General features: G+C 67.3%; 10 protein-coding genes. 4 read left to right on the top strand and 6 right to left on the bottom strand.

Annotated elements, in window-relative coordinates:
- Positions 1-63: 63 nt before the first annotated feature.
- The 4 genes from SJY41_RS00400 to SJY41_RS00415 all read left to right on the top strand — a co-directional run bounded on the left by SJY41_RS00400 (position 64) and on the right by SJY41_RS00415 (position 5,032).
- On the top strand, positions 64-1,563 hold the full coding sequence (locus SJY41_RS00400; RefSeq protein ID WP_380778136.1) for an efflux transporter outer membrane subunit: 1,500 nt from the start codon (positions 64-66) through the stop codon (positions 1,561-1,563).
- The gene (locus tag SJY41_RS00405) at positions 1,563-2,945 is read left to right on the top strand and encodes an efflux RND transporter periplasmic adaptor subunit (protein ID WP_380778138.1); all 1,383 of its coding nucleotides are present in this window, start codon (positions 1,563-1,565) and stop codon (positions 2,943-2,945) included. The genes SJY41_RS00400 and SJY41_RS00405 overlap by 1 nt, the downstream gene beginning before the upstream one ends.
- A gap of 58 nt (positions 2,946-3,003) precedes the next feature.
- Complete coding sequence (locus SJY41_RS00410) at positions 3,004-3,660, top strand: ABC transporter ATP-binding protein (RefSeq protein ID WP_380784021.1); 657 nt, start codon at positions 3,004-3,006, stop codon at positions 3,658-3,660.
- 163 nt (positions 3,661-3,823) lie between these two features.
- A complete protein-coding gene (locus SJY41_RS00415) occupies positions 3,824-5,032 on the top strand; it encodes an ABC transporter permease (RefSeq protein WP_380778140.1) in 1,209 nt (402 codons plus the stop codon).
- On the opposite strand, the gene SJY41_RS00420 is transcribed toward SJY41_RS00415, so the two are convergent.
- The 6 genes from SJY41_RS00420 to SJY41_RS00445 all read right to left on the bottom strand — a co-directional run bounded on the left by SJY41_RS00420 (position 5,007) and on the right by SJY41_RS00445 (position 12,827).
- A complete protein-coding gene (locus SJY41_RS00420; protein ID WP_380778141.1) occupies positions 5,007-5,624 on the bottom strand; it encodes a nucleotidyltransferase family protein in 618 nt (205 codons plus the stop codon). The genes SJY41_RS00415 and SJY41_RS00420 overlap by 26 nt on opposite strands.
- Complete coding sequence (locus SJY41_RS00425) at positions 5,611-6,534, bottom strand: XdhC family protein (RefSeq protein ID WP_380778143.1); 924 nt, start codon at positions 6,532-6,534, stop codon at positions 5,611-5,613. The genes SJY41_RS00420 and SJY41_RS00425 overlap by 14 nt, the downstream gene beginning before the upstream one ends.
- Before the next feature lie 98 nt (positions 6,535-6,632).
- A complete protein-coding gene (locus tag SJY41_RS00430) occupies positions 6,633-8,837 on the bottom strand; it encodes a molybdopterin cofactor-binding domain-containing protein (RefSeq protein WP_380778145.1) in 2,205 nt (734 codons plus the stop codon).
- A gap of 215 nt (positions 8,838-9,052) precedes the next feature.
- Positions 9,053-11,284, bottom strand: coding sequence for a xanthine dehydrogenase family protein molybdopterin-binding subunit (locus tag SJY41_RS00435; protein ID WP_380778146.1), 2,232 nt, complete (start codon positions 11,282-11,284; stop codon positions 9,053-9,055).
- Between the two features lie 2 nt (positions 11,285-11,286).
- Positions 11,287-12,267 (bottom strand): FAD binding domain-containing protein, encoded by a 981-nt coding sequence (locus SJY41_RS00440; RefSeq protein WP_380778148.1) that lies wholly within the window; start codon positions 12,265-12,267, stop codon positions 11,287-11,289.
- Entirely contained in the window at positions 12,264-12,827 is a 564-nt protein-coding gene (locus SJY41_RS00445; RefSeq protein WP_380778150.1) for a 2Fe-2S iron-sulfur cluster-binding protein, read from the bottom strand. The genes SJY41_RS00440 and SJY41_RS00445 overlap by 4 nt, the downstream gene beginning before the upstream one ends.
- Positions 12,828-12,939 lie beyond the last annotated feature (112 nt).

Below are 12,939 nucleotides of genomic sequence, written 5' to 3' on the forward strand. Positions count from 1 at the left end.
TGCGACACCTCGCGACACAAAACCGCTGGACTAGGCAAACCGCGTTGGCCATGCCTGCCGCCCATGTCCCGCGTTCGCGTCCTCCTTCTCGCACCCGTCCTTTCGGTGGGCATCCTGCTGGCCGGCTGCACGGTCGGCCCGGACTACCATCCCAAGGCCGCCGCCGACCTGGGCGTACCCGACGCCTATTCGGTCACGCCGGCGACCACGCCCGAGGACCTCACCCGCTGGTGGCAGAAGTTCGACGACCCGGTCCTCGGCCAGCTCGTCGAACAGGCCGCCGCCGCCAATCTCGACATCGCCCAGTCCGTCGCGCGGCTCCGCCAGGCGCGTGAAAGCCTGATCCAGAACCGGTCGTCGTTGCTGCCGACGCTGAGCGGCTCGGCCGGCTATCAGCGCAACGAGAACGTCCGCGGCGGCGGGCGGTCGTTCACGCTCCCCGACGGGACCGTCGTCGACACCGGCGGTGGCGGCACCAACAGCTTCACGCTCGGCGCCAGTGCCAGCTACCAGGTCGGCGTGTTTGGCGAGATCCGCCGCACGATCGAGGCGAGCCGCGCGGACTATGCCGCGTCGGGCTACGACTACGCCACCGTGCTGATCTCGGTCGAGAGCGAGGTCGCGCGCAACTACGTTCTCGCCCGCCTGTACCAGCAGCAACTCGCCAACGCCCGCGCGTCGCTCGGCATCCAGGACGACAATCTCGAAATCGCCGGCTTCCGCGTGCAGGCCGGCCTCGTCTCAAGCCTCGACAGCGAACAGGCCCGTGCCCAGCGGGCGCAGACCGCCGCGACGATCCCGAACCTCGACCAGCAATATGCCGCCGCCGTCGCGCGGATCGGCGTGCTGACCGGCCAGGCCCCCGGCGCGCTTCGCCCGCTGATGGCACCGGCCAAGGCGATCCCGACCGGCCCCGCCGCAGTCGGCGTCGGCATCCCCGGCGACACGCTGCGCCAGCGCCCCGACGTCCGTTCGGCCGAGCGTGCGCTCGCCGCCGCCACCGCGCGGATCGGCGTGGCGAAGGCGCAACTCTATCCCGCGCTCGCGATCACCGGCAACCTCAACACCAATGCGACCTCGATCGGCAGCATCGGCGATGCGATCACCGGCGGGCTGTTCGCAGGGCTGACGCAGGCGATCTTCAACGGCGGTCGCCTCCGCTCACAGGTCCGCACAAGCGAGGCTGCCGCGGACGGCGCGCTCGCCGCGTACAAGTCGACCGTGCTGACCGCGCTGGAGGATGTCGAGAACGCCGTCGTCGCGCTGCAATCGGCGCAGGAACGCGAACGCCAATTCGCGATCGCGCTCGATGCCTCGAACAATTCCGCGATCCTGAGCCGGAGCCAGTACCGCACCGGCCTCACTGATTTCACCACGCTCAACCAGCAGGAAACCGCGCTCCTCTCCGCGCGCAACGGCGCCACGCAAGCGCGCGCCGACGCAGCGACCGCGTTGATCGCGCTCTATGCCGCACTCGGCGGCGGCTGGGACGCCACCGTCATTCCAGAAGCGCCCACGTCGTCCCGAGCGGCCCGCGCGCCAACCAATCCAGAGGCACGCTGATGGCCGACGCATCGATCGACGACTTCCTCGGCGTGAAGCCGCAGGCCCCCTGGAAGCGCTATGTGAAGTGGGTCGCGATCGCGGTCGGCGTGGTGCTGCTGTGCCTCCTCCTCGCGCGCTGTTTCGGCGCGAAGGAGCAGACGCAATATTCGACGCAAGCCGCCCAGCGCGGCAACCTGACCGTCACCGTCTCCGCGACCGGCAAGCTGGCGCCGACGACGCAGGTCACGGTCGGCTCGCAGCTGTCGGGCCTCGTCACCAAGGTCGTCGTCGACGTCAACGACCGCGTCGTCGCCGGCCAGCCGCTCGCGCTGATCGATCCCGAACAGCTCGACGACCAGATCCGCCAGACCAGCGCGCAGCTTGCGGCCAATCAGGCGCAGGTCAACCAGGCGCAGGCCACTGTCGCCGAAGCGCGCGCGCAGCTGAACCGCCTCGAGGAGGTTGCGCGCCTCTCGGGCGGTCGCGTGCCGTCGAAGACCGAACTCCAGACCGGCCGCGCTAATTACCAGCGTGCAGTCGCCGCGCAGAAGGTCGCCGAAGCTAACGTCGTCGCCAGCCGCGCCGCGCTTGCGCAGAACCAGACGCAGCGCGCGCGCGCGATCATCCGCTCACCGGTTACCGGCGTCGTGCTCGCGCGCCAGATCGATCCGGGCCAGACCGTCGCGTCGTCGTTCAACACGCCGACCCTGTTCGTGATCGCCGAAGACCTCACCAAGATGAAGCTCGAGGTCGCGATCGACGAGGCGGACGTCGGCGAGGTCAAGATTGGCCAGAAGGCCAGCTTCACCGTGGATGCGTTCCCCGGCCAGACCTTCCCCGCGACGATCAGCCGGGTCGATCTCGGCTCGAACCTGACGGTCAGCTCCGCGACCTCGTCGACCTCGACTACGACGACGTCGACCACCGGACAGGTCGTGTCCTATGCCGCCGACCTGACGGTGGGCAATCCATCGCTGACGCTGCGCCCCGGCATGACCGCGACCGCGGACATCGTGACTTCGGACAAGCGCAACGTCATGCTCGTCCCCAACGCCGCACTGCGCTTCAAGCCGACCGCGGCGGCGGCCGATGCCGGCGGCGGAATCGCCGGCTCGCTGACTTTCCGCCCACGTCGCCCCGGCGGCGGTGCGGAGCGCTCGGCAACGCTCGGCCGCGGTGCGCAGCAGACGATCTACGTCAAGGGGGCCGACGGCACGCCGCAAGCGGTGCAGATCACCACCGGCGACACCAACGGCACGATGACCGAAGTCCTCTCCGGCGATCTCCAGCCCGGCGCGCAGGTCATCACCGGCCAGTTGGCTAGCGGCGGCGACGACACCAAGCGTAGCGGTGCAAAGCGCTCGGGTGGCGCCAGCAAGGGTGGGGGCGGTGGCCAGTAACCCGCGCCCGCTCATATCCTTGCGCGGCGTCACCAAGACGTACGGGCAGGGCGCGACGATGTTCCAGGCGCTCAAGGGCGTCGACCTCGACATTGCCGCGGGCGATTTCGTCGCGGTGATGGGGCCGTCGGGGTCGGGCAAGTCGACGACGATGAACATCCTCGGCTGCCTCGACGTGCCGACCGACGGCACCTTCCTGTTCCGCGGTCACCACGTCGAGACGCTCGACCGAGACCAGCGCGCGCTGCTCCGTCGCAAATATCTCGGCTTCGTGTTTCAGGGCTTCAACCTGCTCTCGCGCACGTCCGCGCTGGAGAATGTCGAACTGCCGCTGCTGTATCGCGGCGACGAAAAGCGCGCGCGCCGGGACGCGGCGATGGCGAGCCTCGACACGGTCGGCCTCGCAGACTGGTGGGATCACACTCCGGCGGAACTGTCGGGCGGCCAGCAACAGCGCGTCGCGATCGCCCGCGCGCTGGTGACGAGCCCCGACGTGCTGCTCGCCGACGAACCGACCGGCAATTTGGACAGCGAACGCTCGGTCGAGATCATGCAGCTTCTCACGCGGCTGAATTCCGAGAAGAACATCACGGTCCTGATGGTCACGCACGAGGCCGACATGGCCGCGTTCGCAAGGACGGTAGTCCACTTCAAGGACGGACTGGTGGAACGCATCGAAAGCCAGCACCGCCAAGGCGAGAGGGTGGAGTCGTGAGCGGCGCCTGCGACGCATTCCCCTCCCGCTTGCGGGAGGGGTCAGGGGAGGGCGTGACGTACGTACTGGCGTCCGGTCTGTTTGATCAGCCCCTCCCCCGACCCCTCCCGCAAGCGGAAGGGGAGCAGCCAGATTGCGCTCTCGATACCGGAGCGATGCGATAATGTTCGGCACAACCCTCTCCCTCGCCCTCCGCTCGATCCGCCGTCACATGCTGCGATCGTTCCTCACCATCCTCGGCATCGTTATCGGCGTCGGCGCGGTCGTGACGATGGTCACGCTCGGCAAGGCGACGACGGCGGCGGTCCAGCAGTCGATCTCCGCGCTCGGCACCAACATCCTGCAGATCCGTCCCGGCCAGGGCTTTGGTCGCGGCGGCGGGGGCCCGCGTCCGCCCGACTTCAAGCCCGAGGATGTCACCGCGGTCGCCAACCAGATCGCTGGCGTCACCGCGGTCGCACCGCAGGCGCAGGCGACCGCCACCGCGATCTACGAAGGCGCCAACTGGTCGACCACGATCAACGGTACGACCTCGGCGTACTTCCAGGTCCAGCCATGGCCGCTCGACTCCGGCCGCATCTTTTCCCCCGCAGAGGAAGCCGCAGGCAAGGCCGTCTGCATCATCGGCAACACGGTCCGCACCAACCTCTTCCGTGGCGGCGATGCGATCGGCCTGCGGATGCGGATCGGTGCGATCAGTTGCGATGTGATCGGCATCCTCTCGACCCGCGGCCAGGCGGGGTTCGGCGGCGATCAGGACGACGTAGTGATCATGCCCATCAAGGCGGTCCAAAGGCGTTTCACGGGGAACCGCGATATCCGCCTGATGCTCGTCGGCGTCGACCAGAAATTCTCAACCGCCACGGTGCAGGCCTCGATCACCGACCTGCTCCGCGAACGCCGCACGATCACCGCGGGCAAGGAAGACGATTTCAACATCTTCGATACCAAGCAGATTTCGGACACGCTGACCGGCACCACGACCTTGCTCACCGGCATCGTCGCAGCGGTTGCCGGGATCAGCCTGGTGGTCGGCGGGATCGGCATCATGAACATCATGCTGGTGTCGGTGACCGAGCGCACCCGAGAGATCGGCATCCGCCTCGCGATCGGCGCGGTCGCGCGCGAAGTGCTGTTGCAGTTCCTGGTCGAGGCGATCGCACTGTCCTGCCTCGGCGGCGTCATCGGGCTGATCGTCGCGCAGGCCGCGATCGCGATCATCGCGCCGCTGATCAAGGTTCAGTGGCTGTTCGTGCCCGAGATCAACATCTTCGCGTTCGCGATCTCCGCGGTGATCGGCGTCGTCTTCGGCTATTTCCCCGCCCGCCGCGCCGCGGCGATGAACCCTATCGACGCGTTAAGGCACGAGTGATCGCCGCCTTGGGATCGCGGACCAGCGCTTGCAGCCGGTCCAGATCCTCGGGCGTGTCGATGTCGATCAGCTCGGCGGGCGCGGTCACGACGTGCCGCCCCGCCTTCACCAGGTCGCGCGCACCCGCGTCGCCGTCCAGCGTCAGCAGGAAATCGAACCGCTCGCGTCCGAACAGGGCAGGGGGGCACGGCTTCTCGCCATCGCTCGACGCGACCACCGCGTCGGCGCTGTCGGCCGCATCGAGCATCCGGTAGACGTGCGCCGCGGTCACGCGCGGCATGTCGGCCAGCGCGATCAGCACCGCCTCAGCGCCTTCGTCCTTCGCCCGCTGTACGCCCAGCTTCACCGACTGCGACATGCCCGCCGACGGATCGCCGTTGTGGACCACCTCGAAATGATGGCTCGCAAAATCGAGCGTGCAGCCGTCGGTGACCACCAGCCGCCGCTGGAACGGAATGTTCTCGAACGCGGTGACGACGTGCATCCCGAGCGGCTTGTTGAGGAACGGCACCTCCAGCTTGTTCGGAATACCGAACCGCTCCGAGCGCCCGGCCGCGAGGAGGATGAGGAAGACGTCTTCAGCGGCGATCATTGAACGCTCCTATCATCGCCGCGGCCACCGACAGCGCAATCTCGGAGGGTCCGATCGCGCCGATGTCGAGCCCGACCGGCGCATCGATCCGCTCGATGTTCTCCGCCGTAACGCCCTCCGAGGCAAGCCGCTCGCGCCGCGCCGCATGGCTCTTGCGACTGCCGAGCGCACCGACATAGGCAGCATCGCTGGCAAGCGCGGCGATCAGCGCGGGATCGTCGATCTTGATGTCGTGGCTCAGCGTCACGACCGCGGTCGAGGGGCCGGGACGGAGCGCGGCAATCGCCTCGTCCGGCCAGCGGTCGTCGAGCGTCACGCCCGGGAACCGCTCCTCGGTCAGGAAACGCGCGCGCGGATCGATGACCACCGTTTCGATCCCGAGCTCGCGTGCGAGCCCCGCCAAAGCCTGCGCGATCTGGACTGCGCCGACGATCAGCAGCCGGCGCGGCGGATCGTAGCGGTTGACGAACACCTCGCCCGTCTCCAGCGGCCGAGCGTCGCTGTGCCCGGTCGCGAGGTCGGTGGTCACGGTCAGCGCATCGCCCTGGTCGCGGGCGTCGGCGATCCGGTCGAATAGCTCGGGATCGAAGCCCTCGGCCGACACCGGCTGCACCATCACCGCGATTTCGCCGCCGCACGGCAACCCGACTTCCCACGCCGCCGCATCCGCCACGCCGTAGTTGCGCACCTGGAACGGTGCGCCGGCGATCACCTCCGCGGCGGTGGCAAGGATGTCGCTCTCGACGCACCCGCCTGACACAGATCCTTCGAACCGCCCATCGGCATGGACGAGCATGTGGCTCCCCTTGGGCCGCGGCGCGGATCCCCAGGTCGAGACGACCGTGGCGATCGCCATCTTCTCGCCCTTCCAGGTCTTCGCAGCAGCGAGCACGCTATCGTTTTCGGCCATGTCTTCTCTCTTCTCGTTCTCCCGCGCAGGCGGGAGCCCAGGAGCCACGAACGCTCCGTTTGGTATCCTGGACCCCCGCCTGCGCGGAGGAACAGCTCTTATAGGGACGGCAATCCCGCCAGCAGCTTGTCGAGCGTCACCGGAAAGTCCCGAACCCGAACCCCCGTCGCGTTATAGATCGCATTCGCCACCGCAGCGCCCGCGCCGGAAATCCCAAGCTCGCCAGCCCCCTTCGCGCCCACCGGGTTTGCAGAATCATCGATTTCCTCGACGAAATGCACCTCCAGCTGCGGAATGTCGGCGTTCACCGCGACATGATATTCGCCGAAATCGGGGTTCACGAACGCCCCGGTCCGCGTGTCGACCACGCCCTCTTCGCTCAGCGCATAGGCAATCCCCCACGCCATCCCGCCACTGATCTGGCTCGCCGCGGTCTTGCGGTTGAGCACGCGGCCGATGTCGAACACGCCGAGCATGCGCCGAACCCGCGTCTCACCGGTGACCGCGTTCACCGCGACCTCGACGAAGTGCGCGCCGTGGCTCGCCTGGCTGGTGCGGTTGCTTTCCTTGCCCGGCCCGGTCTTGCCCATCGCGACTACGGCCTCGCCGCGGACCAGATCGGCGAGCTTCACCTGTCGCCCGCCCGCACTCACGCAGCCGTCGTGCAGGCTCAGATCCTCGGGCGCCGCATTCATGCGCAGCGCCAGTTCGCCCAGGATATCCTCGCACGCCAGCACCACCGCCGAACACGCGCTGCCCGCCCCGAACGACCCGCCCGACCCCGCGCTCGCCGGAAAATCGGTATCGCCGAGCCGCACGTTAACGTCGGCCACCGGCAACCCGAGCATCTCGCCCGCGGTCTGCGCGAGGATCGTGTACGTCCCCGTGCCGATATCGGTCATGTCGCACTCGACCGTCGCGCGGCCATCCGCCTCCAGCCGCACGCGCGCCTGTGCCTCGACCGTGAAGTTGCCCCGCAGGCTCGCCGCCATGCCGATCCCGACCAGCCATTCGCCGTCGCGTACGGAGCCCGGCGCCGGCACCTTGTCCGGCCAGCCGAACCGCTCGGCGCCTTGCGTATAACAATCGAGCATCCGCCGCGTGGAGAACGGCTTGCCGCTTACCGGATCGGTCTCCGGCTCGTTGCGCCGCCGCAGCTCGATCGGATCGATCCCGAGCTGCTCGGCCAGTTCGTCCATCGCGCACTCGACCCCGAACGTCCCGACCGCCTCGCCCGGCGCGCGCACGGCACCGGTCGCGGGCAGGTCGACGCGGACGAGGTCGGTCTTGAACCGCCGCGCCTCGCCCCGGTACAGCGGCAGCGTCCCGAACGGCACCGGCTCCAGGAACTCGCCATCGTCGTTCTGCGCGACGATGCTCTCATGCCCCACGCCCAGGATCACTCCGTTTGCGTCGGTCGCGATGCGGATCCGCTGCGTCGTGTGCGAGCGATGATGCACCATGTACGCCGTCTGGCGGCGGGGCAGGGCGATCTTCACCGGCCGACCGATCCGCTCCGCTGCGATCGCGGCGAGGATCGCTTCCGCACCGACGCCGGTCTTCCCGCCGAACCCGCCGCCGACATAGGGGGCCAGCACCCGCACCGTATCCGCGTCGATCTTCAACACCTTCGCGATCGTTTTCCGCGCGCCACCGATAACCTGGTTGCTCGTTCGCACGGTAAGCTTGTCGCCCTCCCACCACGCGGTGGTCGCATGCGGCTCCAGCGCGGCAGGGAAATGCACCGGCGTGGTGTAGGTCCGCTCGAACCTGACGGCGGCGCCATCCATCACCGCGTCGAGATCGCCCTTGTCGATCGGCGGGAGGAAACCGATTTCGGGCTTGGTATCGACCGGCTGTGCGTCCACATCGAACCGGTCCGCGCCTGCCTCGGTCTGGACCTTCACCAGTCCGGCGGCCTCGCGAGCGATCGCCTGATCCTCCGCAACCACGATCGCGACCGGCTGGCCGCGGTGGAGGATGACGTCGGTGTCCATTAGCGGCAGCGCACGGGAGTTGGACTCTCCTGCGGGCATGCGCGGATCGCCGTAAATGACCGCGATCACCCCGGGCAGCGCCTCGGCGGCGCTCGCGTCGATACCCAGGATACGACCACTACCGATCGGCGTGCCAACGATCGCCGCATAGGCAATGCCGTCGGGCGTGCCTTCATACGCATAGTCCGCGATCCCGGAGACCTTCGCCGGCCCCTCGATCCGATCGAGCCCGAGCCCGAGAACGCCCTGCTTCGCGCGGGTCAGGCCACCCGGCCGGAACGCCGCATCCATCACGTGTTCGTTCATTCTGCGGTCCTCGGGTAGAGGGAAGGATATGGGTAGGGTGTGGTCGTTTGACGATAGTTGGAAGTGGGACGCCCCCCACTTGGTCGCCACCCCGGCGAAGGCCGGGGCCCAGTTGGAAAGGCTTCAGTAACGGAGGGCAATCCGCCGTTATCTTCGTCCCCCAACTGGGCCCCGGCCTTCGCCGGGGTGGTACCTGTTTATGGTATCGTCAGCCCTCAAACCGTCGGCAACTGATCCAGCAGCTTGTCGAGCGTGATCGGGAACTCCCGCACCCGAATGCCGGTCGCGTTGAACACCGCATTCGCCACGGCCGCCCCTGCACCCGAGATGCCCAGCTCGCCGATCCCCTTGGCATGAATCGGGTTCGCATGGATGTCGCGCTCCAGCACGAAATGCACGTCCATCTGTGGAATGTCCGCGTTCGCCGGCACGTGATATTCCGCCAGGTCGTGGTTCACCAGCTTGCCGGTGCGCGTGTCGTGGATCAGGTCCTCGGTCAGCGCCGCGCCGATCCCGAAGGTCATCCCGCCGAGACACTGCGACCGCGCGGTCTTCGCGTTGAGCACACGCCCCGCCGCGAACGATCCGAGCATCCGCCGCACCCGCGTCTCGCCCGTCACGACATTGACCGCGACCTCCGCGAAATGCGCGCCGAACCCGGCCTGCGTCGTCTCCTTCTCCTGCTTGCCAGGCTTCACATGCCCCGTCGCCTCGAGACCCTTGCCGACCAGCTCGCCGATCGGCGTCGAACGGTTGTCGCCGATCGCCTTGCCGTCCTTCAGCGTCAGGCCGTCCTCGTCGACGCCCATCGCCTTCGCCAGTTGCCCGCGCAGCATTTCGGCGGCGAGATACACTGCCGTTCCCGACGACGTCGCACCCCATGAACCACCCGAACCCGCGGCCGGAGGATCGTTGGTGTCGCCCAGCGCCATCGTGATGTTTTCGATCGGAATGCCCAGGATCTCCGACGCGATCTGTGCCAGGATCGTGTAGCTGCCGGTGCCGATATCGGTCATCGCCGACGACACCGTCGCCGAGCCATCGGGATGCAGCTGGATCTTGGCAGACGATTCCTGCAGCATGTTGCCGCGCACCGCCGCTGCGACGCCCATGCCGATCAGCCACTCGCCTTCGCGCCGCGCGCCGGCCGCCTTGCGCTGGTTCCAGCCGAACTTGGCCGCGCCCTCGTCGAGCGCACGCATCAGGCTGCGCGAGGAATAGGGCACGTCCTTCTCGGGATCGACGGTCGGATCGTTGATTCGGCGCAGTTCGATCGGATCCATGTTGAGCTTCTCTGCCAGCTCGTCCATCGCGCCTTCCAGCGCCATCATCCCGACTGCTTCGCCCGGTGCGCGCATCGATCCCGACACGACGAAGTTCAGATCGACGATATCGTGCGTGATGATCCGGTTTTCGCCGCCGTACAGCATGTGCGTGCCGATCCCGGCCGGCTCGAAATAGTCCTCGGTCGATTGGTTCGACGTCAGCGTCTCGTGGCCGATCGCGGTCAGCTTGCCATCCGAGCCTGCTGCCAGCCGGATATGCTGCTCGGTATTCGAGCGGCGCACGGTCGCCTCGAACACCTGCTGGCGTGCCATTACCGCCTTGACCGGTCGGCCAAGCTGCTTCGCCGCGATTGCCGCCGCGACGCTCTCAGGCGCGATGCCGAGCTTGGATCCGAACCCGCCACCGATATAGCGCGCGATGATCCGTACCTTCTTCTCGGAGAGCCCGAGCGACTTCGCCAGCTGTTGCGCGTCGGAGGTCGGCATCTGGTACGCGCCGTACAGCGCCAGCGCACCGTCGTCGTCCCACACTGCAATCGAGGCATGCGGCTCCATCGCCGCCGAATTCTGGCTCGGCGTGACATAGGTGACGTCGATCGTCACCGGCGCCTCGGTCATCGCCTTGTCGACGTCGCCCTGCGCGAAATGTGCTTGCGTCGCGTCATCGGCGGGCTTGCGCGTCTCGTCGCGGTGCGCGGCGAAGTCGTACTGGCCCTCGGCCGCCTCATACTCGATCGGCAGCCGCGCCGCAGCATCGCGTGCGACCTCGAAGCTTTCGGCGAGCACGATCGCGACGATCTGGCCGAAGAACGCGATGTCCTTCACGCCCTGCGTCGGTGCATCGGTCGCACCGCCCTGCGCCGCCACGCGGATGAACCGATCGAAATCGGTGACCACGTCGATCACGCCGGGAATGCTCTTCACCGCATCGACGTCGATCGAGACGACCTTGCCGGCGGAGATTTTCGTGCCGACCAGCACGCCGAACGCCATGTTCGCGAACTGGTATTCCGCGGCATAGGTCGCCGTCCCGGTAACCTTCAGCGGACCGTCGATCCGGTCGAGCGGCTTGCCGATGACGCCCTGGACGCCCGTATCCAGAAGACTGTCCGGATGCGGCTTGTCCATCGTCAGGCTGTTGGTGGTGCCAAAACCGAACATGATTATGCTCCCGTTACGGTGCGCAGCGTCGCGATCAGCGTGCGACGGGCGAGGGGGATCTTGAAGTCGTTGGAGCCATAGCCCTTGGCATCGGCCAGCAACGCCGTCGCCGCAGCCTCGAATGCTTCGTCGGACGGCGCCTTGCCGACCAAAGCCGCCTCGACCGCCGGATTGCGCCACGGCATCGGGCCGAGCCCGCCGAACGCGAGCGACGCCGACGCGATCACGCCGTCCTGCACGTCGACGATCGCCGCCACCGAGACGAGCGCGAACGCATACGACGCACGGTCGCGCACCTTGCGGTACGCCTGCTTGCCCTTCGGCGGGGTCGGCAGCTCGACATGCGTGATGAGCTCGCCCTGTTCGAGGACGTTCTCGATCTGCGGCGTATCACCCGGCAGGCGGTAGAAATCATGGATCGAGATCCGACGCCGATCGCCATCCGCCTTCAGCGTCACGATCGTCGCATCCAGCGCGCGCATCGCAACCGCCATGTCGCTCGGATGAGTCGCGATGCAATGCTCGCTCGTTCCCAGCACGGCCAGGATACGGTTGAACCCGCCGATTGCCGAACAGCCGCTGCCCGGCTCGCGCTTGTTGCACGCCGCCGCCGTGTCGTAGAAATAATAGCACCGCGTCCGCTGGAGCAGATTGCCCCCGGTCGACGCCTTGTTGCGCAATTGACCGGATGCACCGGCCAGCAACGCACGGCTCAGCACTTCGTACTTCTCGATGATCCGCGCGTCGGCCGCGAGATCGCTGTTCGGCACCAACGCACCGATCGTCAGCCCGCCATCCTCGCGCTCCTCGATCTTCGCGAGATCGAGCCGCGAGATGTCGACCAGCTTGTCCGGCGTCTCGACCTGCAACTTCATCAGGTCGAGCAGGTTCGTGCCGCCCGCGATGAACTTGGCACCGACCGTGTCGATGTCCTTGACGGCCGCTTCAGGCGTCGCAGCCTTTTCGTACGTGAAGGTCTTCATGCCACCAGCTCCCCGCGCACGTTCGCGTCCATCGCCGCATCCTTCTCGTCCGCGGTCCGACCCTCGGGCTCGGCACCGGCAACCTCCCGGATCGCATCGACGATGTTGGGATAGGCCGCACACCGGCAGATGTTGCCGCTCATCCGCTCCGAAATCTCGGCATCGTCGAACTTCGGATCGGTCAGGTCGCCCGACGCATGGCTGGCCCAGCCCTTCTTGACCTCGTCGAGCATGCCGACCGCCGAACAGATCTGCCCCGGCGTGCAATAGCCGCACTGATACCCGTCATGCCGCACGAACGCGTCCTGAAGCGGATGCAGGTTGCCGGGCTGGCCGAGCCCTTCGATCGTCACGATCTCGTCGTCCTGGTGCATCACCGCCAGCGTCAGGCAGGAATTGACCCGGCGTCCGTTGATCAGCACCGTGCACGCGCCGCACTGGCCATGATCGCAGCCCTTCTTCGACCCCGTCAGCCCGAGATGTTCGCGGCACAGGTCGAGCACCGACGTACGAATATCGGGCTCGGCGTCATAAGATTGACCATTGATCGTGAAATGCATGGGATGACCCCTGGTTTAGCGCTGGGAATGTTTTGAATTCGAGGACTTAACGCCGATGCGACCGATCGTTTCCTATTGCGACAAGCTCTCACAGATTGGCGCTCTGGCGCTG

The organism is Sphingomonas sp. R86520 (assembly GCF_042466285.1).
GTDB lineage: Bacteria > Pseudomonadota > Alphaproteobacteria > Sphingomonadales > Sphingomonadaceae > Sphingomonas.